Source organism: Streptomyces siamensis (assembly GCF_039543605.1).
Classification (GTDB): domain Bacteria; phylum Actinomycetota; class Actinomycetes; order Streptomycetales; family Streptomycetaceae; genus Streptomyces; species Streptomyces siamensis.
Map to the genome: position 1 here is coordinate 88,536 of NZ_BAABKB010000034.1, position 26,511 is coordinate 115,046.

Genomic DNA, 26,511 nt, shown 5'->3' on the forward strand with positions numbered 1-26,511 from the left:
ATGAGCAGCAAGCACACCCTCTCCGTCCTCGTCGAGAACAAGCCCGGCATCCTCGCCCGGATCGCGGCCCTGTTCTCCCGTCGCGGCTTCAACATCGACTCGCTGGCCGTCGGTGTCACCGAGCACCCCGACATCTCCCGCATCACCATCGTGGTGAACGTGATCGAGGCACTGCCGCTCGAACAGGTCACCAAGCAGCTCAACAAGCTCGTCAACGTGCTGAAGATCGTCGAGCTGGAACCCGGTTCGGCCGTTCAGCGCGAACTCGTTCTGGTGAAGGTCCGCGCCGACAACGAGACGCGCTCCCAGATCGTCGAGATCGTTCAGTTGTTCCGCGCCAAGACCGTGGACGTCTCCCCGGAGGCGGTCACCATCGAGGCGACCGGTGGCAGCGACAAGCTGGAGGCCATGCTCAAGATGCTGGAGCCGTTCGGCATCAAGGAGCTCGTCCAGTCCGGCACGATCGCGATCGGACGCGGGGCGCGTTCGATCACGGACCGGTCGCTGCGCGCTCTGGACCGGTCGGCCTAATCCCGGAAACCGTCTCGGTGCGGGCGGACAGCGCACACAGTCCGCCCGCATACCGAGACCCGAAGACTTCCTTTCCCCCGCCCGCCGTACGGTGGGACGCAACACGAGCACACCAAGGAGAACCCCAGTGGCCGAGCTGTTCTACGACGACGACGCCGACCTGTCCATCATCCAGGGCCGCAAGGTCGCGGTCATCGGCTACGGCAGCCAGGGCCACGCCCACGCGCTGTCGCTGCGTGACTCGGGTGTCGACGTCCGCGTCGGTCTGCACGAGGGCTCCAAGTCCAAGGCGAAGGCCGAGGAGCAGGGCCTGCGCGTGGTGACGCCGTCGGAGGCCGCCGCCGAGGCCGACGTCATCATGATCCTGGTGCCGGACCCGATCCAGGCCCAGGTCTACGAGGAGCACATCGCCCCGAACCTGAAGGACGGCGACGCCCTGTTCTTCGGCCACGGCCTCAACATCCGCTTCGGCTTCATCAAGCCCCCGGCCGGTGTCGACGTCGCCATGGTCGCTCCCAAGGGCCCGGGCCACCTGGTGCGCCGCCAGTACGAGGAGGGTCGCGGCGTTCCCTGCATCGCGGCCGTCGAGCAGGACGCGACCGGCAACGCCTTCGCGCTCGCGCTCTCGTACGCCAAGGGCATCGGCGGCACCCGGGCCGGCGTCATCAAGACGACCTTCACCGAGGAGACCGAGACCGACCTGTTCGGTGAGCAGGCCGTCCTGTGCGGTGGTACGGCCGCGCTGGTCAAGGCGGGCTTCGAGACCCTGACCGAGGCCGGCTACCAGCCGGAGATCGCCTACTTCGAGTGCCTCCACGAGCTGAAGCTCATCGTCGACCTGATGTACGAGGGCGGCCTGGAGAAGATGCGCTGGTCCGTCTCCGAGACCGCCGAGTGGGGCGACTACGTCACCGGCCCGCGCATCATCACGGACGCCACCAAGGCCGAGATGAAGAAGGTCCTCGCCGAGATCCAGGACGGCACGTTCGCCAAGAACTGGATGGAGGAGTACCACTCCGGTCTGAAGAAGTACAACGAGTACAAGACCCAGGACGAGAACCACCTCCTGGAGACCACGGGCAAGGAGCTGCGCAAGCTCATGTCGTGGGTGAACGACGACGAGGCGTGAGCCGAACGACGCGGGGGCCGGAGCGTGACGCTTCGGCCCCTTCGTCGAACCCCGGGTAACGCCGAGAACACGGCGTTGTCCATCCCGTCCAGCCACGGACGGGTGATCCTTCCGCAGCGGCGTAAGACGAACGGCGTGACGCCACTACACTGCTGCACAACATACGCGTCAGGCCCACAGCGTCGTGCGTCTTCCACGCGGCTAGCCAACCTCCACCGCCTGCGGCCGTCGGGACGGCCGTCCGCATTGGACTTGTGAGGACTCACGTGAGCTCGAAACCTGTCGTACTCATCGCTGAAGAGCTGTCGCCCGCGACCGTCGACGCCCTGGGCCCGGACTTCGAGATCCGGCACTGCAACGGCGCGGACCGTGCCGAGCTGCTGCCCGCCATCGCCGACGTCGACGCCATCCTGATCCGCTCGGCCACCAAGGTCGACGCCGAGGCCGTGGCGGCCGCGAAGAAGCTGAAGGTCGTCGCACGAGCCGGCGTCGGCCTGGACAACGTCGACGTCTCCGCCGCCACCAAGGCCGGCGTGATGGTCGTCAACGCCCCCACCTCGAACATCGTGACCGCGGCCGAGCTGGCCTGCGGTCTCCTCCTCGCCACCGCGCGCCACATCCCGCAGGCCAACACGGCGCTGAAGAACGGCGAGTGGAAGCGCAGCAAGTACACCGGTGTCGAGCTCGCCGAGAAGACCCTCGGCGTCGTCGGCCTCGGCCGCATCGGCGCGCTCGTCGCGCAGCGCATGTCCGCGTTCGGCATGAAGGTCGTCGCCTACGACCCCTACGTGCAGCCCGCCCGGGCCGCGCAGATGGGCGTCAAGGTGCTGTCGCTGGACGAGCTGCTGGAGGTGTCGGACTTCATCACCGTCCACCTCCCCAAGACCCCCGAGACCCTCGGCCTCATCGGCGACGAGGCGCTGCACAAGGTCAAGCCCTCGGTGCGCATCGTCAACGCCGCGCGCGGCGGGATCGTCGACGAGGAGGCGCTCTACTCGGCGCTCAAGGAGGGCCGCGTCGCCGGCGCCGGCCTCGACGTGTACGCGAAGGAGCCCTGCACGGACTCCCCGCTCTTCGAGCTCGACCAGGTCGTCTGCACCCCGCACCTCGGCGCCTCCACCGACGAGGCGCAGGAGAAGGCCGGCATCGCCGTCGCCCGCTCGGTGCGCCTGGCCCTCGCGGGCGAGCTCGTCCCCGACGCGGTGAACGTCCAGGGCGGTGTCATCGCCGAGGACGTCAAGCCGGGCCTGCCGCTCGCCGAGCGTCTCGGCCGCATCTTCACCGCCCTCGCGGGCGAGGTCGCGGTCCGTCTCGACGTCGAGGTGTACGGCGAGATCACCCAGCACGACGTCAAGGTGCTCGAACTCTCCGCGCTCAAGGGCGTGTTCGAGGACGTCGTCGACGAGACGGTGTCGTACGTCAACGCTCCGCTGTTCGCGCAGGAGCGCGGCGTCGAGGTCCGGCTGACCACCAGCTCGGAGTCCCCGGACCACCGCAATGTCGTGACCGTGCGCGGTACGCTCGGCGACGGCCAGGAGGTCTCGGTGTCCGGCACGCTGGCCGGGCCGAAGCACCTCCAGAAGATCGTCGCCGTCGGCGAGTACGACGTGGACCTCGCGCTCGCCGACCACATGGTGGTGCTGCGCTACGAGGACCGTCCCGGCGTCGTCGGCACCGTCGGCCGCATCCTCGGCGAGGCCGGCATCAACATCGGCGGTATGCAGGTCGCCCGTGCCGCGGTGGGCGGCGAGGCGGTCGCCGTCCTCACCGTGGACGACACGGTCTCGCCGGCGGTGCTCGGTGAGCTGTCGGAGGAGATCGGAGCGGCTTCGGCTCGCTCGGTCAACCTCGTCTGAGGTCGCCCGCACCGTCTGGGGGCTGCCGCCCCCAGACCCCCGCGTCGGCCTGGACGGCCTCGTCCTCAAACGCCGGACGGGCTGGGAGCTTCCGTGCACCGGGAGCACCGGCGCGTCCGGCGTTGCTGTATCGGCCTGGACGGCCTCGTCCTCCAGCGCCGGACGGGCTGGGAGCTTCCGTGCGCCGGGAGCACCGGGGCGTTCGGCGTTTGTGGTTGCTGTGGTGCTGCAAGCAGGGGAGTGCAGCAGCAAGAAGTAGCCCCTCCGGCGATTGAGGAGCGGGGTCTGGGGCGGAGCCCCAGGTCAAGGGACGGGTAGGGGCGGCGGGGGCGAAGGAACCCTGGGCGGCGCCGACCTGGGGCCGAGGCATCCGGGCCGAGGCGTCCGCAGGGACGTCCGGGCAGTGGCGTCCGGGCCGGGGCGTCCGCAGGGACGTCCGGGCAGTGGCGTCCGGGCCGGGGCGTCCGATCAGGGCGTCCGATCGGAGCCGGCGGAGCGTCGCGACCGTGGGGAGGGATCGTCCCGGCCGGAGTCAGGGGACTGCCCAGGCCGGGGGCGGGGGGACTGCCCAGGCCGAGGTCAGGGGGACCGTTCCGGCCGGGGTCAGGGGCCGTCCGGGCCGGGGGTGACCAGGCCCTCTCGGTAGGCGATGGCGACGGCCTCCGTACGACTCGCGGCACCCAACTTCGCGAGGATGTTGGACACGTGCACACTCGCCGTCTTGCCGCTGATGAAGAGCTCCTCCCCGATCTGACGATTGGTGCGCCCCCGCGAGAGCAGCAGCAGGACATCGCTCTCCCGGGCGGTCAGCACGGGGGAGCGGTCCGCGCCGGACGGCGCCTCGCCCAGCCGCCCGCGCCGCACGAGCGCGTCCACGGCCTCACGCAGCGGCTCCGCCCCCAGACGGACCGCGGTCCCACGCGCCTCCCGCGCCTGCTCGGCGGCCTCCACCCGTCGGTCCGCCGCGAGCAGCGCCTCGGCGAGCCGCCACCGGCACCGGGCCAGCTCGTACGGATCGCCGTAGCCGAACGCGGTGACGGCCTTCTCCCAGGCCGACACGTCCGGCCCGGAGTGCGCGCGCAGCCACTCCGCCTCGGCCCGCGCCAGCCAGGCCAGTCCCTCCGGCCCCTGCCGCGATCCGTCCTCGCCCCGGTCCGCGGTGACCCGCGCGGTCTCCACCAGCTCGGCCGCGGTGTCGGTCCACCGGCGTGCTCCCGCCTCGTCCCCGGTGAGCCGCAGCTCCACGGCCGTGTCCGCGACCGCGGACAGGGCGAGCGCGGCCAGCCTGACCCCGACGTCGGGCCGGTCGGTGGCCGTGTTCCCGGTGAGCGCGCCGATCGTGTCGCGCATCCGCCCGACGGCGGCGTCGGCGTCCCCGCGCAGGGCTGCGGCGTCGGTCAGCGCGATCCCGCCGATGAGCGTGGCCAGCCAGTCGAACGGCCCGGCCAGCAGGGCACGGGCGCGGTCGTCGGCGTCCGCGTCACCGCGCGCCACGGCGACGTACAGGGCGGGGCCGGTCGCGAACCCGGCCGCGGCGGGCAGCCGCTCGGCATCGGACGCCGCCGCGGTGACGCATTCGTCCCAGCGGCCCAGGGTGTAGAGCACCAAGGACTGGAGGTAGCGCTGCTCCAGCGCGTACGGCGAGGAGACGAGACCGGAGCGGCGGGCACGGTCCAGGCCCTCGCCGAGCCAGCTCAGGCACTCGTCGAGGTCGCCCGATTCGTAGCAGCCGATGGCCAGGTTGTAGAGCGCGCGCATCTCCACCGGGACGTTGCCGGAGCCGCGTGCCAGTTCGCGGGCCTGCCGCAGCCGGTCGCGGCCCCGCCGCGTACGCCGGTTGTCGGGCTCCAGGCCGACCAGGGAGACCAACAGGTCGGCCTGCGCGTCGACGAGGCGGAGCTGTTCGGCGGTGCGCAGCGCCTGGCGGGCGACCCGCTCGGCGTCCTCGTCGCGGCCCACGTACCGCGCCGCCATGACATGGGTGGCCGCCGCCCACACCCAGGTGTACGACGGCGGCTCCTCGGGGATCATGGCGAGCGCTTCGCTGCTGTAGGTGAAGGCCGCCTTCAGGCTGTCGATGCGCATCAGGTTGCCCGCGAGGGTGTAGCGGACGCGCGCCGCGAGTTCCGAGTCGGCGTCCGAGCCCGCCCGGGCCAGCGCGGCGCGGGTGAGGTGGACCGCCCGGTGGGACTCGCCGGCCCGCGCGGCCGCCGCGGAGGCGCGCAGGGTGAGGGTCACCGGGTCGCCGTCCCCCGGTCGGGCCGTGGCGTCCACCGCGGGCCACAGTTCGAGGGCCATCTCCACGTGGCGCAGTTCCTCGGCGGGCGCGCCGACCTGCTGGGCGTGGTCGGCGGCTTCGAGCGAGGCCGTCAGCGCGTCGGCGAGGTCGTGGCTCTCGCGCGAGTGATGGGCCCGCTCCGCCGCGCTCCGTGCCGAGCGGCCGTTCTCCGCGAGGAGCCCGGCGAAGGTTCCGTGCAGCCGGACCCGCTCGCCCGGCAGCAGGTCGGCGTACACGGCCTCGCGGGTCAGGGCGTGCCGGAACGAGTACGCGCCGGCTTCGTCGGGGACGAGCAGCTGCCGGCCGACGGCCTCGCGCAGCGCCGACTCCAGGGCGTCCTCAGGCAGTTGTACGGCGTCGCGCAGCAGGTCGTGCTCGACGCGGCGGCCGGCGACGGCGGCGGTGCGCAGCACCTGTTGGGCGGTCTCGGAGAGTTGCTCGATCCGGATGAGGAGGACGTCGGCGAGGCCGCTGGGCATGGCGGGGGAGGCGGGGTCGACGCCGCCCGGCAGCGCGGCGAGCAGTTCCTCCGCGTAGAAGGCGTTGCCCTCGGCGCGTTCGACGATGCGGGTGACCGTGGTGTCCGGCACGGGGTCCGTGCGCAGGGCCCGGACGAGGCGGGCCACCTCGGCGTCGGGCATGGGCCGCAGTTCGAGGCGGTCGACGGCGGGCAGCCGTATCAGCTCGGCGAGCAGGGGGCGCAGGGGGTGGCGCCGGTGCAGGTCGTCCGCCCGGTAGGAGGCGAAGACCGCGAGGCGGTGCGCGGAGGCGCCGGCCGCCGGCCGTTGCAGGACGCCGCGGCTGAGCAAGAAGCGCAGGAGGTCGCGGGAGGACTGGTCCGCCCAGTGCAGGTCTTCGAGGACCAGCAGCAGGGGGCTGATGTCGGTGACGGCGGCGAGGAGTCCGGCCAGACCCTCGAAGAGCTGGAGCCGCCCGCCGTGGTCCGCGCCGGTGCCGGGGCCGACGCCGAGCAGCGGGCCCACGGCAGGGTGCGCCGCGAGGGCGGGGGCGAAGCGTTCGTCCGCGGCGAGGGCACCGAGGATCTCCGTGAACGGCAGGTACGGCAGGCCTACGTCGCCGAGGTCCACGCAGTGGCCGGTGAGGACCGTCATGCCGGTGGCGGCGGCGTGGGCCGCGGCTTCCGCGAGGGTGCGGGTCTTGCCGACGCCGGCGTCGCCCGCCACCAGCACGGCGCGCGGGTCGCCCTGCTTCGCCCGCTCCAGCACGCCGGTGAGCCGGGCGAGTTCGTCCGCGCGGCCGATGAACGGCGTACCGAAAGTCTGTGCCACGAGGACATCCTGGCACGTGGCTCGGACAGGACGGCTCCGACCGGCGCACTCGGAGCGACGGGATCGCAGGCGGCGGCGAGGGGGAGCGGCGGCTCCGGCCTGTGCGCCGGGACCGGCGGGGACCTCAGGCGTGGCGACCGGAAGCGGCGGCTCCGGCCTGTGCACGCAGGCCTGTGCACGCAGGCCTGTGCACGCAGGCCTGTGCGCTCCGGCCGATGGCGCGCTCGGCGGGTGACGACCGGCGCGACGGCTGTGTCCTGCGTGCTCCGGCCCACGTGCTCCGGCCTACGTGCTCCGGCCCACGTGCTCCGACCTACGGGGTCCGGCAGGTGGCGACCAGGGCGACGGACCTCGGCAGGTGGCGGCCGGAGCACCCGGTTCCGACCCGCTCCGGCCGGGCGCGCCCCGCGCGCGGGCCACCGAGGGGCGGGCCACCGAGGGGCGTGTCTCCAAGGGCGAGGGGCCCGGATCCGCGCAGGCGAGGGGCCCAGGTCCCGCACGCGAGGGGCCCGGATCCACCCTTCGGTGGTCCGGGCCCCTCGCGGAACGTGCTCGGTGGACCGCGTCAGGCGGTCGCGCCCTCCGCCTCCGCCTCCGCGTGCGCGGCGTCCGCGGGTCCGGCCTCCCGGACGTGCACCTTCCGCAGGGTCGCGGTGGCCAGGACCGCCGCCCCCAGCAGTACGACCGTGCCCGCGATCGCCGCCGCCTGCATGCCGTGGGTGAAGGCCTCCCGGGCGGCCGTCGCCAGGGCCTGGCCGGTGTCGCCGGGGAGCTGCCGGGCCACGGCCAGCGCGCCGCCGAGGGTTTCGTGGGCGGGGGCCGGGACCCCGGAGGGCATGTCGTGACGGTAGACCGCGGTGCCGATGGAGCCGAGGACGGCCATGCCCAGCGCGCCGCCGAACTCGGCGCCCGTCTCCAGCAGGGAGGACGCGGCACCGGCGTTGCCGACGGGGACCGTACCGAGGGCGAGGTCCATCATCTGCGACATCACGGTGACGATGCCGGAGGCGAGGACACCGGCGCCGGCGAGGACGAGCCACATCGAGTCGGTGCCGGCGAGGGCCAGCAGCGCGTAGCCGCAGGCGGCGGTGACGAAGCCGCCGGAGACGACGTGGGCGCGGTGCACGCCCTTCTGCACGAGCTGCGCGGCGACCGGCGCGGCGACGCCGACCAGGACGGTGGGCAGCAGTGCCCACAGCGCGGCCTCCATGGAGCTCTTGCCGAGCACGGACTGGAGGTACTGCGTGGTGAAGAACGCGGATCCCATCATCCCGAAGGACGAGACCAGGTTGAGGACGACGGCGGGGGCGAAGCCCCGGCCGCGGAACAGGGCGGGGGAGATCAGCGGGGACTTCGTGGTGCGCTGGCGGTGGACGAAGAGGGCGGTGAACAGCAGGCCGACGGTGATGGAGACGACGTAGCGGACGTTCCAGCCCTCGGAGGGGATCTCCTTGACGCCGTAGATGACGGGGAGGACGGCGGCCATCGACAGCGGCACGCCGAGCAGGTCGAAGCGGCCGGGGTTCGGGTCCTTGGACTCGGGGAGCAGGATCGGGCCGAGTATCAGCAGCAGCACCATCGCGGGCAGGTTGACCAGGAAGACCGAGCCCCACCAGAAGTACTCGACGAGGACGCCGCTCATCACCGAGCCGAGCGCGACGCCGCCGGTCATGACGCCGGACCACAGTCCGATCGCCTTCGCGCGCTGTCCGGGGTCGGTGAACATCGTGCGGATGATCGCCATCGTCGACGGCATCAGGGTCGCTCCGCCGATGCCGAGGACCGCGCGGGCGGCGATCAGCATCTCGGCGCTGTCGGCGTAGGCGGCGATCACGGAGGCCGTGCCGAAGGCCGCGGCACCGATCAGCAGGAGCTTGCGGCGGCCGATGCGGTCGCCGAGCGAGCCCATCGTCATCAGCAGGCCCGCGAGCACGAACGCGTAGATGTCGAAGATCCAGAGCTGCTGGGTGCCGCTGGGCTCCAGGTCCGCGCTGATCGCGGGGATCGCGAAGTAGAGGACCGAGACGTCCATGGAGACCAGGAGCAGCGGAAGCATCAGGACGCCGAGGGCGGTCCATTCGCGGCGGCCGGCGGGGGCGCCGGACGCGAAGGCGGTCGTGCTCTTCGGGTTCGTCATGGCAGTGACTGTACGGACGTCTTAAACGCTTGTCTAGTACGGTCGTATAAGACGTTGGTTTGATACGTGCGTATAGGACGCTTGTGTGGATCGGGGTACGCTGACCCGCATGGGACACCGTGAGGATCTGCTCGAAGGCGCCAAGCGCTGCCTGCTGGCGAAGGGGTTCGTGCGCACCACGGCGCGCGACATCGTGAAGGAGTCGGGGACGAACCTGGCGTCCATCGGCTACCACTACGGCTCCAAGGACACGCTCCTCGCCCAGGCCTACGTCGAACTCATCTCGGACGTCGGCGGGACGTTCGAATCCATCGGCGCGGGCGGGGCCGTCGGGGAGCCGGGCTCCCTCGCCCGCTTCCAGGAGGTCTGGACGAACGTCACCAGGTCCTTCGTGGAGGACCGCCCGATCTGGATGCTCACCTTCGAGGTCATCACCAACACCGACCGGCTGCCCACGGTCCGCGATCACCTGGTGAAGGCCTCGGACGAGGGGCGCCGCGGCCTCGTCCCCCTGCTCATGGGCGGATCCGAGGGCGACGTGGACGAGGACACGCTGCGCACGGTGGGCGGCTTCTACCAGACCCTGCTCAACGGACTCAGCGTGCAGTGGCTCTTCGACGCGGACTCCGCGACGACCGCCGAGCAGCTGACCGAGGGCCTGCGACGGGTGCTCGACGGCGCCGCGAAGGCCGAAGGCCGAGGGGAGACGGCCACCGGCTGACGTCGTACGGGCGGGCCCCCGGCACCTGGGGGCCTCGGCACGGCGCGCTCAGCACGACGGTCGCGCGGGTGCCTCCGACCGCCGGTCACGCACGGCGGGCACCAGTGCCACCAGCATCAGCACGGCGGTCAGCGCGAACGCCCAGGAGTAGCCCGTCCACCCGGCGAGCGCGCCGAAGCCGACCGCGCCGACGCCCATGCCGCCGTCGTACGCGAGGTTCCAGAGCGCGGTGACGGTGCCGTACCCGGAGGCGGTGACCCGTGTGTACATGAGCGTCAGCGTGGCGTTCTGGGCGATGCCGAAGCCGATGCCGAACAGGGCGACCCCGGCGAGCACGGCGACCGCACTGCCGGTCGCGGCGGTGACCAGCATGCCCACGGCGGACAGGACCAGACCGGGCAGCACCAGCCGCGCGGGCCCGTGCCGGTCGGCGTGGCGGCCCGCCGCCCAGCGTGCCGCCGTCGACGCGGCGGGCTGGACGAAGAGGGCGACCGCGACCACGCCGCCCAGCGCGGCGGGCACCGCGAGCGGCAGGAACGTGACGACGATGCCGGTCGCGACGGCCGTGGCCGCGAAGACCGCGGCGGGGCGCACCAGGCCTCCGGTGCGCAGGCCGGCCACCACACCCACCGGCTTCTCCCCACCCGGCGCGGGCTCCTGACGGCCCGGCAGACCCGGCACGGAGGCGACCGAGGCCAGGGCCGCCACACCCGCGGCGATCGCGACGGGCGTGTACCCGACGTGCGTGGCGAGCCACACGCCCAGCGGCAGGGCGATCAGCGAGGGGACGCCGGAGACCACTCCGACCAGGGCCAGCCCCTCACCGCGCCGCTCGGCCGGGATGAGCGACGCGGTCAGCGCCCCGCCCGCGACCAGGGTGAGCGCGAAGCCGAGGCCCCGCACCAGGCACACCGCCACGATCCATGCCAGGTCGTGCGAGAGGGTCAGCACCACGGCGGGCGCGCCGAGCAGGACGAGCCCGACGACCAGCGCGAACCGGTGGCCGTAACGGGCCACGAAACGGGGGGCGGCCAGCTCGCCGAGGACGGTGGACAGCATCAGCGCGCCGGTGGCCGGGCCCGCGCCCGACGCCGTCGCATAGCGGGGGACGACCGACAGGAGCAGGAAGAAGCCGGTCGAGGCGCCGACCATGCTCACGAAGCGGAGCAGCAGCGGACGGGTGACCAGACGCGGGCGGGCCGGGGAAGTCGTCGCGGTAGTCGTCATGGGAACGACGCTAGGTGCGGGCCGGACCGCCGGTAAGCTCCAATTCCATGCCGTTGCAGTGGGCCGGTCTGTCACCCGAACTGCTCCTGTCCGTCGACCGCGACAGCGGCGAGCACCTGCGTGCCCAGCTGGAGCGCCGGCTCCGCGACGCGATCCGCACCGGCCGCCTCGGCCCCGGTGAACGCCTGCCGTCCTCCCGCGAACTGGCCCGCACGCTGAGCCTGTCCAGAGGTCTGGTCCAGGACTGCTACGCCCAACTCCAGGCGGAGGGCTACCTGGTGACCCGTGTCGGCTCCGCCACCCGGGTCGCGACGGTCGCCCACGTGCCCTCCGCGCCGGCCTCCGTGCCCCCGGCGGCCCCACGGCTCATCGCCGACTTCCGCCACGGCGTACCGGACCTGGGTGGCTTCCCCCTCACCGACTGGCTCTGGGCGATCCGCGAGGCGGGCCGGGCCATGCCGACCTCCGGCCTCGACTACGGGGATCCGCGCGGGAGTTCCGTCCTGCGCGAGGTGCTGGCCGGCTATCTGCGCCGGGTGCGGGCCGCGGCTGCCGACCCCGAACGGATCGTGGTGTGCTCCGGCTACGCGCAGGGCCTGGGCCTCGCCCTGCACGCCCTGGCCCGGACCGGCGTGCGCGTCGTGGCGTACGAGGACCCGGGCGCGCCCGCCACGGCGACGGCGGCGGCCGAGGCCGCCGGCCTGACTGCGGTGCCCGTCCCGGTCGACGAGGACGGCGTCGACGTCGCCGCGCTCGAGGCGACCGGAGCGCGGGCGGTCATCGTCACCCCGGCCCACCAGTGGCCGACCGGAGTGGTCCTCACCCCCGGGCGCCGGCTCGCCCTCGTCGACTGGGCGGCACGACGGGACGCGTATGTCGTCGAGGACGACTACGACGCGGAGTTCCGCTACGACCGCGAGCCCGTGGGCGCACTCCAGGGGCTCGCCGCGGACCGGGTGATCTCCGTCGGCACCGTCAGCAAGTCCCTCGCGCCGGCGCTGCGCATCGGCTGGCTGCTCTGTCCTCCCGCGCTCACCGACCCGCTCACCCGGGCCAAGCACCTCACCGACCGCGGCTCCCCGACCCTCGACCAACTGGCCCTCGCCCGGCTGATCGAGTCCGGCCGCCACGACCGTCATCTGCGCCGTATGCGGACGGTCTACGCGGCCCGGCGCGCCGCCCTCGTCTCGGCGCTCGCCGAGCACGCCCCCGCGGTGCGTCTCACGGGCCTCGCCGCCGGCTTCCACGCGGTCGCACACCTCGCCCCGGATGCCGACGAGCGGGCCGTCGTGGCCGCGGCGCGGGAACGCGGCGTCGGTCTCTACGGCATGAGCCCCTGCCGCTCGACCGGCGCGAGCGAACCGCCCCGGCTGGTCCTGGGCTTCGGGGACGTGGGCGAACGTGCGATCACCGAGGGCATCGCGGCCGTCGGCGACCTGCTGGCGGGCCCCTGACGGCACACCGGCCCGCACGGCCCCTACAGCCGGGCCCCCTTCAGGGCCATGTGCAGCAGCAGCCGGTCCTCGCCGTCGTCCAGGTCCAGGCCGGTGAGCTGTTCGACCCGGGACAGGCGGTAGTAGAGCGTCTGGCGGTGGACGCCCAGTTCGGCGGCGGTACGGCCGGCCTGGCCCGCGCAGTCGAGGAACACCTCGGCCGTGCGCGCCAGTTCGCGGTGGGCGGGCGCCAGCAGCGTCTTCACCACGGGGTCGTGGGCGACCTCCGGGGGAAGGGAGGTGAGCAGTCTGAAGGGGCCGATGGACGCCCACTCGGCGACCGGGCCGAGCCTGGGCTCGGCGAGGACGGCGCGGGCGGCGGCGGAGGCCTCCTGCCAGGCGGCCCCGAGCTCCGCGAGACCCACGCGGGCCACGGCGACCCCGGCCGCGGCCCGGCCCCGCCCGCTGCGCGCGCCGACCCTGGTCCGTCCGTCCTCCGGCGCGCCCGGGAGCCGTCCGCCCTCCCCGCGCGTCGCGTCCGGGCCGCCCGCCGACGGCCCGCTCTCCCCGCGCCCGCCCTCCGCTTCCCGCACGAACCGGGAGGCCGCCGTCAGCGCCGGGGAGAGCACGTCCGCCGACCTCAGCCGCACGAGCAGCGCCAGACTCTGCGCGCGGGAGGCACCCCCACCCCACGGCACCGTGCACAGCGCGGTCGCGCCCGGCACCGTACGGGCGGAGGGGGCGTCGTCCGGGTCGGCCGCCGGCCACGGCGCCACGCAGACGACGGTGTGCAGGACGTCGGCGCGCGGGCCGAGTGCCGACCGCAGCTCGGCGACGGCCATGTCGCGCTGCCAGCCGCGCTCCGCGGTGAGCACCGCGCGCAGCTCGCGGGTGAGGTCCGCGCCCGCCTGCGCCTCGTCCGCGAGCAGGGCGCCGATGCGGGAGGCGACCTCCATGGCGGCGGCGAGCTGGGCGGCGGTGGGGCCGGGGTCGTCGTCGAGGAGCCAGACGTAGCCGAGGACGACACCCCGATGGCGTACGGGCAGACAGATCCTTCCGCGGTACACGCCCGCCTCCGGGGTGGGCGGGATACGGACCGGACCGGTGGCGCGGGTGATGCCGAAGCCCTCGAACCAGGTGCGGACCGCCGCGGTGGAGCGGCGCGTGAGGATCGAGCGGGCGCGCACGGGGTCCAGGGCCGACGGATCGAGCTCGCCCTCGGAGTCGTAGGCGCCGAAGGCGATGAGCTCGAAGTCCCGGTTCTCCAGCGTCGCGGGCACGCCGAGCAGTGCCGAGATCTCGTCGACCAGCTCCTGGTAGTCCCCTCTGTATTCACCCGTCACCCGGGCATTCTCCCGCATTTCCGCGCGGCCTTCATACATCTGTCTGAGATCCAGGGCACGGATGCGTGACAGCTGTCGATGGCAGAGGATCGGAGCGATCCATAGGTTTCACGGTGGTTCTCCGTGCCGTACCCGAATGGTCGGGATTCGGCCTCCTGCTGGCTTTGTTGTGGAGGTGCCCCGTGCTGGGTCCCGTGATTCTCGCCGCCTCGCGCAGCGACAAGATGCGCCGTCTGATCTCGGCGGCCCCGGTGACCAAGCCGGTCGTCGACCGCTTCATACCCGGCGAGACCGTCGACCAGGTCGTCCCCATCATCCGGGACCTCACGGGCAAGGGCCTGGAGGTCACGATGGACGTCGTCGGCGAGGACATCACGACCCCCGAGCAGGCCACCGCGGCCCGTGACGCCTACCTGGACCTGATCGAGCGCCTCAAGCAGCTCGACCTCGGCACCAAGGCCGAGATGTCCATCAAGCTGTCGATGTTCGGCCAGGCGCTGGAGGGCGGCCACGAGCTCGCCCTCGACAACGTCCGCCCCGTCGTCGAGGCCGCCGCCGCCATCGGTACCACCGTCACGCTGGACGCCGAGGACCACACCACCCTCGACTCGATGTTCGCCATCCACGAGGAGCTGCGGAAGGACTTCCCGCAGACCGGCTGCGTCATCCAGGCCTACCTGTTCCGCACCGAGGCCGACGCCCGCCGCCTCGCCGAGAGCGGCAGCCGTGTACGCCTGGTGAAGGGCGCCTACAAGGAGCCCGCCGAGGTCGCCTACCAGCAGAAGGCGGAGACCGACAAGGCGTACGTGCGCATCCTGAAGATCCTGATGGAGGGCGAGGGGTACCCGATGATCGGGTCGCACGACCCGCGGCTCATCTCCATCGCGCAGGAGCTCGCGCGCAAGGCCGGGCGCAAACTGGACGAGTACGAGTTCCAGATGCTGTACGGCATCCGCAGCGACGAGCACCTGCGGCTCGCCGCCGAGGGGCACCGCATGCGTGTGTACACCGCGTACGGCACCGACTGGTACGGCTACTTCATGCGCCGCCTCGCGGAGAAGCCCGCCAACCTCCTCTTCTTCGCCCGCTCGATCCTCACCAAGGGCTGAGCCCGAACCACCCGCTCACTAAGGAGTACGGAACACATGGACGCTGTGACCCAGGTCCCCACCCCCGTCAACGAGCCGGTGCACGGCTACGCCCCCGGCTCGCCCGAGCGTGCCCGCCTGGAGGTCAAGCTCAAGGAGCTGGCCGAGAACCCGATCGAGCTGTCGATGACCATCGGTGGCGAGAAGCGGCTCGGCGGCGGTGAGCGCTTCGAGGTCGTGCAGCCGCACAACCACAAGGCCGTCATCGGCACCGGCGCGCACGCCACCCAGCAGGACGCGCAGGACGCCGTCGACGCCGCCCTCGCGGCCGCGCCGGCCTGGCGCGCGATGTCCTTCGACGACCGCGCCGCGATCATCCTGCGCGCCGCCGAGCTGCTCGCCGGCCCCTGGCGCGAGACGCTGGCCGCCTCCACGATGCTCGGCCAGTCGAAGACCGCCCAGCAGGCCGAGATCGACACCCCGTGCGAGCTCGTCGACTTCTGGCGCTTCAACGTCCACTACGCCCGTCAGATCCTCGCCGAGCAGCCGCCGGCGAACTCCCCGGGCGTGTGGAACCGCATGGACCACCGTCCGCTGGAGGGCTTCGTCTACGCGATCACGCCCTTCAACTTCACCGCGATCGCGGGCAACCTGCCCACCGCTCCGGCGCTCATGGGCAACGTCGTCGTGTGGAAGCCGTCCCCGACGCAGACCCACGCCGCCGTGCTGCTGATGCAGCTCCTGGAGGAGGCGGGCCTGCCCAAGGGCGTCATCAACCTCGTCACCGGTGACGGCATCGAGGTGTCCAAGGTCGTCCTGGAGCACCGCGACCTCGCCGGCATCCACTTCACCGGCTCGACCAAGACCTTCCAGTACCTGTGGAAGACGGTCGGCAACAACATCGAGAAGTACCGCTCCTACCCGCGTCTGGTCGGCGAGACCGGCGGCAAGGACTTCGTGGTCGCCCACCCGTCGGCGGACCGCGCGGTCCTCAAGACCGCACTGACCCGCGGTTCCTTCGAGTACCAGGGCCAGAAGTGCTCGGCGAGCTCCCGCGCCTACATCCCGGCCTCCATCTGGAACTCCGGTTTCAAGGAGGAGTTCGCGGCCGAGGTCGACTACCTGACCATGGGCGATGTCACCGACCTGTCGAACTTCATCGGCGCGGTCATCGACGAGCGTGCGTTCGCCAAGAACAAGGCGGCCATCGACCGCGCGAAGGCCGACCCGACCTGCACGATCGTCGCGGGCGGCACGTACGACGACTCCGTCGGCTACTTCGTGCGCCCGACCGTCGTCGAGTGCTCGGACCCGGAGAACGAGGTCTTCACGACCGAGTACTTCGGCCCCTTCCTCGCCGTGTACGTCTACGAGGACGACAAGTACGACGAGATGCTGACCCAGATGGAGTCGGCGTCCGACTACGCGCTCACCGGCGCGGTCATCTCCGGCGACCGCGCGGCGGCCGCGTACACGATGGAGAAGCTCCGCTACGCGGCGGGCAACTTCTACATCAACGACAAGTCGACCGGCGCCGTCGTCGGCCAGCAGCCCTTCGGCGGCGGCCGTGCCTCCGGCACCAACGACAAGGCGGGCGCCCCGCAGAACCTGATGCGCTGGACGCTGACCCGCGCCATCAAGGAGACGCTGGTGCCGCCGACCGACTACGGCTACCCGCACATGGGCTGACCGCTAGCGGACATGCCGGGCCAGGAAGTCGCCGATGAGGGCGGCTGCCTGGCCCGCGTGCGTTTCCAGGGCGAAGTGGCCGGCGGGAAGCAGGTGGATCTCGGCCTGCGGGAGGTCGCGCCGGAAGGCGAGGGCGCCCGCCGGGACGAAGATCTCGTCGTGCGCGCCCCAGACGGCGAGCAGCGGGACCTGGCTGTCGCGGAAGTACTCGTGGAAGGCCGGGTAGAGGGCGAAGTTGGAGCCGTAGTCGGAGATCAGGTCGAGCTGGATCTCGCTCTGGCCGGGGCGGGCCATGCGGGCCGCGTCGTGCTCGTAGGCGTCGGGGCTGACGAGCGTCGGGTCCGGGACGCCGTGCAGGTACTGCCACTTGATGCCGTCCGGGCTGCTGATCTCGCGGACCGGCGCCTCCGTCTCCGGCGCGCGCCGCGCGATCAGCGCGAGCACCGGTGCCCACGCGTCGGCGCCCAGGCCCTCCTCGTACGCGTTGCCGTTCTGCGTGATGATCGCGGTCACCCGCTCGGGGTGCGCGAGCGCCAGGCGCAGGCCGATCGGGGCGCCGTAGTCCTGGATGTACAGCGCGTACTCCTTCAGCCCGAGCTGCTCGGTGAACTCGCCCGTGATCTCGGCCAGTCGGTCGAAGGTGTAGCGGAACTCGTCGGCGGCGGGCGTCGCCGAGCGGCCGAAGCCGATGTGGTCGGGGGCCACGAGGTGGTAGCGGTCGGCGAGGAGCGGCATCAGGTCCCGGAACATGTGCGAGCTGGTCGGGAAGCCGTGCAGGAGGAGCAGGACGGGGGCGTCGGCGGGGCCCGCCTCCCGGTAGGCGATCTCCAGGCCTCGGACGGTGGTGGTGCGGTGGTGGATCCGGTGCGCGGCCATGACGGCTCCCCTAACCCCTGAAGTTCTCCTTGGTGGTGAGATCACCTCACCACACTCGCGACTAACTGGTCAAGGCGTTTTTGAAGGTTAGGGCGGTGGCGACGTGCTCCGACGTCGGGCCGGGCGGGCGGCGCCCCCGCGGCCGCATCCATCCGTGAGCGATGTGACCAGTGGGATCAGTGCAGGTCAGAGCGGTGTGACCCGAACCGCCGTCTCAGATAGTAGGAAGTCCGACTAACTGTGGAGACAGATGCCCGCTCCTCGCCTAGTTTTGTAGGAGCCGAACGTCTCGCTCGACCCAGCGAATGGCGGTCGTGAGCCGGAGCCCCTGGCAGGTAACCCCTGCGGCACCGCTCCCCGCCCCATCCGGCGTCTCGTAAATCCCTCACCGCACTTCCGGACCACCGCGTCCGGAGGCAAAGGAGTCGATTCATCATGGCCGAGACGACCGTCCGCCGAGTCCGCCACATCTCCCGTACGAGCGATTCCGACCGCAAGAACGCAGCAGCGGCCCTCCAGCGCGCCCTCGACCGCCGGGACAACGGCGGCGAGACGGGCCACTGAGCCGACCGCATACCCCGGCCGACGGCCGGGCCGCGTACCGGGAGCCGCACCCGCACGGGGTGCGGCGCGGGGCTCACGCGCCGCGCCGCACCTCGAAGTGGTCGATGCGCTCGCCGCTCTGCGCGAGCGCCGACACCTTGAGCCGGGGAGCGGTGCCCGCCTCCGCCTCCACCGAGAGGAAGGAGAAGCCGGTGTACCGCACCCGTGACCACTCCACGGTCTCGGCCTTCTGCTGCCGGGAGCCGGTCCAGTGGAAGGTCTCGACGGACTCGCGGTTCCTGACCTTCCCCTCGTAGCTGTCCTTCACCCCGGTGGGGAACCGGTACAGGCTCTTGCCCGCGCCGCCCGCCGTGACGTAGACGATCCCGTCCCGTGTCGGGTCCGTCGACGCGCCGACCGGGACGCGCCTGCCGACCTTTCCGCCCTTGATGGCGTCGGTCCGTTCGTACACGTGGTTGTGGCCGTTGATCACCAGGTCCACCTGGTGCTTGGCGAACAGTGGCCCCCAGGTGTCCCGCACCCCGCCGTCGGAGGCGTGCGTCGCCGTGGAGTACGCGCAGTGGTGGAAGAAGACCACCACGAAGTCGGCCGTCCGCCGCAGCTCGCCGAGCCGCTTGTCGAGCCAGGCCGTCTGCCGCCCGCCCGAGTAGCCCTTGTTGGCGGGGATCTCGTACGACACGTCGTTCGCGTCCAGCGCCACGATCCCGACATTGCCGTACGTGAAGGAGTAGACGCCCGGCGCCTTGCGCGCGTCGAAGCCGTTGTCCGGGAGCGACCAGCGGGCCGACTGGCCGCCGTAGCCGTTCGGCGAGTACCACGCCTCCATGTCGTGGTTGCCGGTCGTCACCATCCACGGCACCGACTTCGCCACGGACTCGGTCTGCTTGAGGAACAGGTCCCAGGCGCTGGGGTCGTAGACGTCGGAGTCCTTGCCGAGCCCGACCGAGTCCGCGTAGCAGATGTCGCCCGCGTGCAGGTGGAAGGCCGGGTGGCGGCCGAGGATCAGCTTGTCGTTGGCGAGCGCCTCGGGGGTGACGCCCTGGTCGCCGAAGGCGGTGAACACGAACTTCTCGGCAGCGGCGGGCGCCGTACGGAAACGGCCGACCGTCGCGTGCCGGTCGCGTGCCGCCGGGTCGAACCCCTCGTGGCCGACGCCGTAGTAGTACGTCGTGCCGGGGCGCAGCCCGTCGAGCGCCGCGTGCAGGTAGTACTGGTCCAGCGCGAACCGCCGGCCCGCCAGGCCGGGCGTGTGCAGGGTCCTGACCTCGGCCTCGATCTTGCGGCTCAGCTCCCAGGGCGTCAGCCCCACCCGCACGTACGGCTTCCTGACCGCGAGCGGCACCTGCCAGGAGACGCGCATCTGGGTCCGCGGGTCCGCGCCGAAGGCCAGGTGGCGGCCGAAGGGCGTGACGACGGAGCCGTGCACCTGCCCGGTCGCCGTACGCGCGGACGGGCCGGACGTACGCGTCGCCGAACCCGCCCCCTGCGAGCAGCCGGCCAGCAGACCGCCGCCCGCGAACGCGCCCGCGGTGACCAGGGCGCGCCGGCGGGTCAGCTTCGTCCGCAGGTACTCGTGCTGCTCGGCCATGCTCATACGGCGCGCGAGCCGTTCCGGGATGCCGACGTCAGGGGTGTCCATGTCGGGAAACTTCCCAGGACGCCCCAACGGCCGCGGGACGTAAGGGTGAACGGTGGGCGTCGGGTCGGCGTTCCGCGGGGCCGTGGCGGCGAACGCGACGTCCGGATGGCGGACATGGCGTGTCATCCCATGGGACAAGGAGTACGGTGCGGTCATGTCTCGCAGCATCAATCTCGCAGTGATCCCCGGTGACGGCATCGGCCAGGAAGTCGTGGCCCAGGGTCTGAAGGTCCTCTCCGCCGTCCTCCCGCAGGATGTGAAGCTGGAGACCGAGGAGTTCGACTTCGGTGCCAAGCGCTACCACGCCACCGGTGAGACCCTCACCGACGCGGACCTCGACGCCCTCAAGCAGCACGACGCGATCCTGCTCGGCGCGATCGGCGACCCGTCGGTCCCGTCCGGCGTCCTGGAGCGCGGCTTCCTGCTGAAGCTCCGCTTCGCCTTCGACCACCACGTCAACCTGCGTCCCTCGAAGCTCCTCCCGGGTGTCGAGACCCCGCTCGCCGGCCAGCCCGAGATCGACTTCGTCGTGGTCCGCGAGGGCACCGAGGGCCCGTACACCGGCAACGGCGGCACCATCCGCAAGGGCACCGAGCACGAGGTCGCCACCGAGGTCTCCGTGAACACGGCCTTCGGCGTCGAGCGCGTCGTCCGCGACGCCTTCGCCCGCGCCCAGGCCCGCCCGCGCAAGAAGCTCACGCTGGTCCACAAGAACAACGTGCTGACCTTCGCGGGGCACCTGTGGACCAACGTCTTCAACCGGGTGGCCGCGGAGTTCCCCGAGGTCACCACGGACTACATCCACGTCGACGCCGCGACGATCTACCTCGTCACCGACCCGGCCCGCTTCGACGTCATCGTCACCGACAACCTCTTCGGCGACATCATCACCGACCTCGCCGCGGCCGTCTCCGGCGGCATCGGCGTCGCCGCCTCCGGCAACATCAACCCGAGCGGTGCGTTCCCGTCGATGTTCGAGCCGGTGCACGGCTCGGCGCCCGACATCGCCGGCCAGGGCAAGGCCGACCCCAGCGCCACGGTCCTGTCCGTCGCCCTGCTGCTGCGCCACCTCGGCTACGAGACGGAGGCCGTCCGCATCGAGGACGCCGTCTCGGCCGACCTCGCGGAGCGCGTCGGCAAGCCCGCCCGGAGCACCGACGAAATCGGCGACGCGCTCGCCGTACGAGTAGCCGGCTGACCCGCCGCCACTCGCTTCACACAGGAGCCGCCGGGTCGCATCCGCACCCGGCGGCTTTTGCTATGCCCTCGCCGGGTGCCACCATCAACCCCTGGGCAAGCCCAAGGGCCGCATTCACGCAGTTTTCGTCCCCGGCGCCCCGCGCGCGATAATCGAACGCGGAGCCGCGGAATGAGGGAATGCTCGGACGTCCTAACACTGGCCACTGGCAGTTCGGGCGTGAGCGCGGCCCGTCACACACAACCGGTGAAGGACAACCACTCATGACGCAGCCCACGATCGAGCTCAAGCCGTCCGCCAGTCCGCTCTCCGCCACCGAGCGCGAGGCGATCCTGGCCAACCCCGGCTTCGGCCGCCACTTCACCGACCACATGGTGACGATCAAGTGGACCGAGGGCCGCGGCTGGCACGACGGACAGCTCGTTCCGTACGGCCCGCTCTCCCTCGACCCCGCGAACATGACCCTGCACTACGCGCAGGAGATCTTCGAGGGCCTCAAGGCGTACCGTCAGCCCGACGGTTCCGTGGCCACCTTCCGCCCCGACAAGAACGCCCGGCGCTTCCAGGCCTCGGCCCGCCGTCTCGGCATGCCGGAGCTGCCCGTCGAGACGTTCATCGAGGCCTGTGACGTGCTCGTCCAGCAGGACAGCGCCTGGGTGCCCGCGCACGGCGGCGAGGAGTCCCTCTACCTCCGTCCGTTCATGATCGCGACCGAGGTCGGGCTGGGTGTGAAGCCCGCCAACGAGTACCTGTTCCTGGTGATCGCCTCGCCCGCCGGCGCCTACTTCGCCGGTGGCGTGAAGCCGGTCTCGATCTGGCTCTCGGAGGACCGTGTCCGCGCCGTCCCCGGCGGCATGGGCGACGCCAAGACGGGCGGCAACTACGCGGCCTCCCTCCTCGCCCAGGCCGAGGCCGCCGCCAAGGGCTGCGACCAGGTCTGCTACCTCGACGCCGTGGAGCACAAGTGGGTCGAGGAACTCGGCGGCATGAACCTGTACTTCGTGTACGGCGACAAGATCGTCACCCCGTCGCTGACCGGTTCCATCCTGGAGGGCGTCACCCGTGACTCCCTCCTCACCGTCGCCCGTGACCTCGGCTACGGCTCCGAGGAGGGCCGCGTCTCCATCGAGCAGTGGCAGAACGACGCCGCGAACGGCACCCTGACCGAGGTCTTCGCGTGCGGCACCGCCGCGGTCATCACCCCTGTCGGCACCGTCAAGCGGTCCGGCACCGAATGGCAGCACTCGGACGGTGAGCCCGGCGAGGTCACCCTGAAGCTGCGCAACGCGCTGCTGGACATCCAGCGGGGCGTGACCGAGGACAAGCACGGCTGGATGCACCCGCTGGGCTGATGCGACCCGACGCCCGTGCCCGCCCCGGATCGCGAACCGGGGCGGGCACGGGCGTTCTCGGAACGCGCCGGTTCGCCGTGCCCGCAGGACACCGGACGGCACGGGTCCGCCGGTCCCGCCTCACGGGGGCGCGATCGGGTTCACCGGCCCGGTCGGCCGGCCCGGACTTCGCTGTCGGCGTGGGCGAGTTCGTCCCCGACGAGGACAGCACCGGACGTCCGCCGGGGCGAGAGCAGCAGATAGGCCGCCCCGCCGACCGCCCCCGACAGCAGGAAGCTGCAGTCCACCCCGCCCGTCAATGTCAGCAGGGGCCCTTCGTACGAGGGGAGGGACACGGCCAGCAGACCCACGAAGGCGCCCAGTGCCCAGGACGCCGTGGCCTCGATGTTCCAGCCGCCCCGGTACCAGTAGATCCCGCCCCGCGAGCGGCGGTTGAAGACCTGGAGGGCGTCCGGGTCGTAGACGCCCCGGCAGCGCGCGAAGCCGATCAGGGTGATGACGGCCCACGGGGTGCCGATGGCGGTCAGCAGGAGGACGAAGGACGTCATCGCGGACTGCGCGTCCCAGGCGTAGTGGCCCACGAAGACGCAGGCGGTGGCGACGACGGCGACCGTGCAGGTGGCGCGGGCCCGCGAGGCGCGGGGCAGGATCGCGTCCAGGTCGAGGCCCATGGAGTAGAGCATCAGGCCCGCGTTGCCGACCGAGCCCGCGGAGGCCGCCAGCAGGAGCGGGACCAGGTACCAGGTGGGGGAGGCGGTGACGAGGGGGCCCGCGTAGTCGAGGGCCGCCCGCGCCGCGTACGCCGTGAAGGTGCCGAACAGTTGGGGGACGAGGAGCCCGGCGATCAGACCGAGCCAGGTGGCGTGCAGGACGGTGCGCGAGGAGTGGCGGACCGGGGAGATGTAGCGCGTGTAGTCGCCGAGGAGCGTGATGAAGGCGATCGGGCCGGACAGGCCGGCCGCCACGGCGGCGAGCAGCCAGGTCGGCCAGAAGGAGCCGAGCAGATAGCCGCCGGCCTCCGGGAGCGCGGCCGTGGTGAAGTGCGGCGCGTACGCGATCACACCGAGGACCAGCAGGGCCGTCATCGCGAGGGCCAGCACGCGGGACATGGCGAGGAGCACGCGGTAGCCGTACACGGCGCCGGCGACGGTGGCGGCGGCGAGCAGCGCGTAGACGACGGCGTACGACAGTCCGTCGTCCGGCAGTCCGAAGAGGCGGCCGAGCACGCTGACCATCACGTCGCCGCCGATCCACACGGTCAGGGCGGTGTAGCCGAGGGCGAGGAGCAGGCCGACGACGGACCCGACGAGGCGCCCGCGGACGCCGAACTGGGCGCCGGAGGACGTCGACAGGTTCGTCGCCGTGCGCAGCGAGACCAGGGCCAGCGGGGCCGTGAGCGCGGTGCCGACCACCGTGCCCAACACGATCGAACTCACCGAGGCCCACCAGCCGAGCCCGAAGGACGGGGGCAGCCAGCCGAAGATGATCACGCCGAGGCAGAGGTTGGAGCCGAGCAGGATCGACACCAGATCGCGGGGACCGCTGGTGCGTTCCTCATCGGGGATGGTGTCGACTCCGCGCTGTTCTATCGGCATGGCTGGTCTCCTTCGACGGCCGCCTGAAGTTTGAGCGACGTTCAATGTGGACCGTACGAACGTCGTCCGTCAATGTTTCCGTTTCATGAATCCGGCGTTTAGAGTGATGCTCTAACGAGTGGGAAGCAAGGAGGTGCCGCGTCGTGAGACTGACCCCCACGGAACGTGACCGGCTGCTGCTCTTCGGAGCCGCGGAGCTGGCCCGCGCACGCCGCGCCAGAGGCCTGCGGCTCAACGTCCCGGAGGCGACCGCGCTGATCGCCGACACCGTGTGCGAGGCCGCCCGCGACGGACGCAGGCTCGCCGAGGCCGTCGAGGCGGCCCGGTCCGTGCTCGGCCCCGACGACGTGCTGCCCGGTGTCGCCGACGTCGTCACCGAGGTGCACGTCGAGGCCGTCTTCGACGACGGCTCGCGACTCGCGGTGGTCAGCGACCCCATCGGCGGCGGCCTCGGCGAACAGGCACCCGGCGCCCTGCTGCCGGGTCCGGAGCACGCCGAGCCCGAGGCGGCCGTCCGTCTGACGGTGACCAACACGGCCCCCGTCCCCGTCTCCGTCACCTCCCACTTCCACTTCTTCGAGGCCAACCCGCGGCTCGACTTCGACCGCCCCGCGGCCTACGGCATGCGGCTCGCCGTGCCCGCCGGCTCCTCCGTCCGCTTCGGCCCGGGGGAGAGCGCCGAGGTCGGGCTGCTGCCCATCGGCGGCGCGCGCGTCGCGATCGGTTTCGCCGGCCTCGTCGACGGGCCGCTGGACGGCCCCGGAGCCAGAGAAGAGGCCCTGCGCCGAGCCGCCGCCTGCGGCTACCTCGGCGTCCCGGAAACCCGTGACCAGGAGGTCGAGCGATGAGCCGCCCCGGAGGCCACCCCGCCGAGGCCCGCCGCCTCACCCCGTACGAGTACGCCGCCACCCACGGGCCCCGCGCCGGTGACCGGATCCGTCTCGGCGACAGCGGGCTGACCGTGCGCGTCGAGTCCGATGCGCAGCAGTACGGCGACGAGTTCCTCGCCGGCTTCGGCAAGACCGCCCGCGACGGACTGCACCTCAAGGCCGCCGCCGTCCGCGAGACCTGTGACGTCGTCATCAGCAACGTGGTGGTGATCGACGCGGCGCAGGGCATCCGCAAGGTCTCCATCGGCATCCGCGAGGGCCGTATCTGCTCGATCGGCCGGGCCGGCAACCCCGACACCCTGGACGGCGTCGACGTCGTCGTCGGCACCGGCACGTCCATCGTCTCCGGCGAGGGCCTCATCGCCACCGCCGGAGCCGTGGACACGCACGTCCACCTGCTGTCGCCGCGCATCATGGAGGCCTCCCTCGCCTCCGGGGTGACCACGGTCATCGGCCAGGAGTTCGGCCCCGTGTGGGGCGTGGGCGTCAACTCGCCCTGGGCGCTGCGCCACGCCTTCAACGCCTTCGACGCCTGGCCCGTCAACATCGGCTTCCTGGGCCGCGGATCGTCCTCCGACGGCGCGCCGCTCGTGGAGGCGCTCGCCGAGGGCGGCGCGTCCGGCTTCAAGGTCCACGAGGACATGGGCGCCCACACCCGTGCCCTGGACACCGCGCTGCGGGTGGCCGAGGAGCACGACGTCCAGGTCGCCCTGCACAGCGACGGCCTGAACGAATGCCTGTCCGTCGAGGACACCCTGCGCGTCCTCGAAGGACGCACCATCCACGCCTTCCACATCGAGGGCTGCGGCGGCGGCCACGTCCCCAACGTCCTGAAGATGGCGGGCGTCCCGAACGTCATCGGCTCCTCCACCAACCCGACCCTGCCCTTCGGCCGGGACGCGGTCGCCGAGCACTACGGGATGATCGTCTCCGTCCACGACCTCAAGACCGACCTGCCGGGCGACGCGGCCATGGCCCGCGACCGCATCCGCGCCGGCACCATGGGCGCCGAGGACGTACTGCACGACCTGGGTGCGATCGGGATCACCTCGTCGGACGCGCAGGGCATGGGCCGCGCGGGCGAGACCGTGCGCCGGACCTTCGCGATGGCCGGGAAGATGAAGGCCGAGCTCGGCGCCCCCGAGGGCGACGACAACGCGCGCGTCCTGCGCTACATGGCCAAACTGACCATCAACCCCGCCATCGCGCACGGCCTCGCGCACGAGGTCGGCTCCATCGAGACCGGCAAGCTCGCCGACATCGTGCTGTGGCGGCCCGAGTACTTCGGCGCCAAGCCGCAGCTCGTCCTGAAGTCCGGTTTCCCCGCGTACGGCGTCGTCGGCGACCCGGGCGCCGCCACCGACACCTGCGAACCCCTCGTCCTGGGGCCGCAGTTCGGGGCGCACGGCGCCACGCCCGCCGAGATCTCGGTGGCCTTCGTCGCGCAGGCCGCGCTCGACCAGGGCAACGACCGGATGCCCACCCGCAGGCGGCGCGTCGCCGTCCGCGGCACCCGCGGCATCGGCCCCGCCGACCTGCGGCTCAACTCCCGTACCGGGGCCGTCGACGTGGACCAGCGCACCGGACTGGTCACCCTCGACGGCGAGCCGCTGCGCTCGGAGCCCGCCGACTCGGTGTCCCTGAACCGCCTCTACTTCCTGTAAACGCCACGGCCT

General features: G+C 72.1%; 19 protein-coding genes. 12 read left to right on the plus strand and 7 right to left on the minus strand.

Features of this window, described 5'->3' with window-relative positions:
- The 3 genes from ilvN to serA all read left to right on the plus strand — a co-directional run bounded on the left by ilvN (nucleotide 1) and on the right by serA (nucleotide 3,516).
- Complete coding sequence (ilvN, locus tag ABEB03_RS35660) at nucleotides 1–531, plus strand: acetolactate synthase small subunit (RefSeq protein ID WP_028805269.1); 531 nt, start codon at nucleotides 1–3, stop codon at nucleotides 529–531.
- A gap of 127 nt (nucleotides 532–658) precedes the next feature.
- Nucleotides 659–1,660, plus strand: coding sequence for a ketol-acid reductoisomerase (gene ilvC / locus ABEB03_RS35665; RefSeq protein WP_345657034.1), 1,002 nt, complete (start codon nucleotides 659–661; stop codon nucleotides 1,658–1,660).
- Nucleotides 1,661–1,926: 266 nt separating this feature from the next.
- Nucleotides 1,927–3,516, plus strand: a complete 1,590-nt coding sequence (gene serA, locus ABEB03_RS35670; RefSeq protein ID WP_345657035.1) for a phosphoglycerate dehydrogenase — start codon at nucleotides 1,927–1,929, stop codon at nucleotides 3,514–3,516.
- A gap of 603 nt (nucleotides 3,517–4,119) precedes the next feature.
- On the opposite strand, the gene ABEB03_RS35675 is transcribed toward serA, so the two are convergent.
- Together ABEB03_RS35675 and ABEB03_RS35680 are read right to left on the minus strand one after the other, a co-directional pair.
- Entirely contained in the window at nucleotides 4,120–7,083 is a 2,964-nt protein-coding gene (locus ABEB03_RS35675) for a helix-turn-helix transcriptional regulator (protein ID WP_345657036.1), read from the minus strand.
- 565 nt (nucleotides 7,084–7,648) lie between these two features.
- Nucleotides 7,649–9,220 carry an MFS transporter gene (locus tag ABEB03_RS35680; protein ID WP_345657037.1) on the minus strand — a complete coding sequence of 524 codons (1,572 nt, stop codon included), beginning with the start codon at nucleotides 9,218–9,220 and terminating at the stop codon, nucleotides 7,649–7,651.
- 109 nt (nucleotides 9,221–9,329) lie between these two features.
- Here ABEB03_RS35680 and ABEB03_RS35685 point away from each other — a divergent pair, with 109 nt between their 5' ends.
- A complete protein-coding gene (locus tag ABEB03_RS35685; protein WP_345657038.1) occupies nucleotides 9,330–9,941 on the plus strand; it encodes a TetR/AcrR family transcriptional regulator in 612 nt (203 codons plus the stop codon).
- A 48-nt stretch (nucleotides 9,942–9,989) separates the two neighbouring features.
- On the opposite strand, the gene ABEB03_RS35690 is transcribed toward ABEB03_RS35685, so the two are convergent.
- Nucleotides 9,990–11,168, minus strand: coding sequence for an MFS transporter (locus tag ABEB03_RS35690; RefSeq protein WP_345657039.1), 1,179 nt, complete (start codon nucleotides 11,166–11,168; stop codon nucleotides 9,990–9,992).
- 47 nt (nucleotides 11,169–11,215) lie between these two features.
- Between ABEB03_RS35690 and pdxR the strand changes: the two genes are divergently transcribed.
- Nucleotides 11,216–12,622 carry a MocR-like pyridoxine biosynthesis transcription factor PdxR gene (pdxR, locus tag ABEB03_RS35695; RefSeq protein WP_345657040.1) on the plus strand — a complete coding sequence of 469 codons (1,407 nt, stop codon included), beginning with the start codon at nucleotides 11,216–11,218 and terminating at the stop codon, nucleotides 12,620–12,622.
- A gap of 23 nt (nucleotides 12,623–12,645) precedes the next feature.
- Here pdxR and ABEB03_RS35700 read toward each other — a convergent pair whose 3' ends face one another.
- Nucleotides 12,646–13,962 carry a PucR family transcriptional regulator gene (locus ABEB03_RS35700; RefSeq protein ID WP_345657041.1) on the minus strand — a complete coding sequence of 439 codons (1,317 nt, stop codon included), beginning with the start codon at nucleotides 13,960–13,962 and terminating at the stop codon, nucleotides 12,646–12,648.
- A 164-nt stretch (nucleotides 13,963–14,126) separates the two neighbouring features.
- On the opposite strand from ABEB03_RS35700, the gene ABEB03_RS35705 reads away from it, so the two are divergent.
- Both ABEB03_RS35705 and pruA read left to right on the plus strand, forming a co-directional pair.
- A complete protein-coding gene (locus ABEB03_RS35705) occupies nucleotides 14,127–15,053 on the plus strand; it encodes a proline dehydrogenase family protein (protein ID WP_345657042.1) in 927 nt (308 codons plus the stop codon).
- 36 nt (nucleotides 15,054–15,089) lie between these two features.
- Nucleotides 15,090–16,721 (plus strand): L-glutamate gamma-semialdehyde dehydrogenase, encoded by a 1,632-nt coding sequence (gene pruA / locus ABEB03_RS35710; protein WP_345657043.1) that lies wholly within the window; start codon nucleotides 15,090–15,092, stop codon nucleotides 16,719–16,721.
- Between the two features lie 3 nt (nucleotides 16,722–16,724).
- Here the strand turns inward: pruA and ABEB03_RS35715 are convergent, their stop codons facing one another.
- Entirely contained in the window at nucleotides 16,725–17,597 is an 873-nt protein-coding gene (locus tag ABEB03_RS35715; RefSeq protein WP_345657044.1) for an alpha/beta fold hydrolase, read from the minus strand.
- Between the two features lie 435 nt (nucleotides 17,598–18,032).
- Here ABEB03_RS35715 and ABEB03_RS35720 point away from each other — a divergent pair, with 435 nt between their 5' ends.
- A complete protein-coding gene (locus ABEB03_RS35720; protein ID WP_095936841.1) occupies nucleotides 18,033–18,161 on the plus strand; it encodes a hypothetical protein in 129 nt (42 codons plus the stop codon).
- Nucleotides 18,162–18,234: 73 nt separating this feature from the next.
- On the opposite strand, the gene ABEB03_RS35725 is transcribed toward ABEB03_RS35720, so the two are convergent.
- Nucleotides 18,235–19,800, minus strand: a complete 1,566-nt coding sequence (locus ABEB03_RS35725; protein ID WP_345657045.1) for a purple acid phosphatase family protein — start codon at nucleotides 19,798–19,800, stop codon at nucleotides 18,235–18,237.
- A 154-nt stretch (nucleotides 19,801–19,954) separates the two neighbouring features.
- Here ABEB03_RS35725 and ABEB03_RS35730 point away from each other — a divergent pair, with 154 nt between their 5' ends.
- Nucleotides 19,955–20,998 (plus strand): 3-isopropylmalate dehydrogenase, encoded by a 1,044-nt coding sequence (locus ABEB03_RS35730; protein ID WP_345657046.1) that lies wholly within the window; start codon nucleotides 19,955–19,957, stop codon nucleotides 20,996–20,998.
- Between the two features lie 263 nt (nucleotides 20,999–21,261).
- Nucleotides 21,262–22,350 carry a branched-chain amino acid aminotransferase gene (locus ABEB03_RS35735; protein WP_095936843.1) on the plus strand — a complete coding sequence of 363 codons (1,089 nt, stop codon included), beginning with the start codon at nucleotides 21,262–21,264 and terminating at the stop codon, nucleotides 22,348–22,350.
- A 140-nt stretch (nucleotides 22,351–22,490) separates the two neighbouring features.
- On the opposite strand, the gene ABEB03_RS35740 is transcribed toward ABEB03_RS35735, so the two are convergent.
- A complete protein-coding gene (locus tag ABEB03_RS35740; protein WP_345657047.1) occupies nucleotides 22,491–23,945 on the minus strand; it encodes a cytosine permease in 1,455 nt (484 codons plus the stop codon).
- Between the two features lie 143 nt (nucleotides 23,946–24,088).
- Here ABEB03_RS35740 and ureA point away from each other — a divergent pair, with 143 nt between their 5' ends.
- Nucleotides 24,089–24,793 (plus strand): urease subunit gamma, encoded by a 705-nt coding sequence (gene ureA / locus ABEB03_RS35745; RefSeq protein ID WP_345657048.1) that lies wholly within the window; start codon nucleotides 24,089–24,091, stop codon nucleotides 24,791–24,793.
- On the plus strand, nucleotides 24,790–26,499 hold the full coding sequence (locus ABEB03_RS35750) for an urease subunit alpha (RefSeq protein WP_345657049.1): 1,710 nt from the start codon (nucleotides 24,790–24,792) through the stop codon (nucleotides 26,497–26,499). The genes ureA and ABEB03_RS35750 overlap by 4 nt, the downstream gene beginning before the upstream one ends.
- The last annotated feature ends 12 nt before the right edge of the window (nucleotides 26,500–26,511 follow it).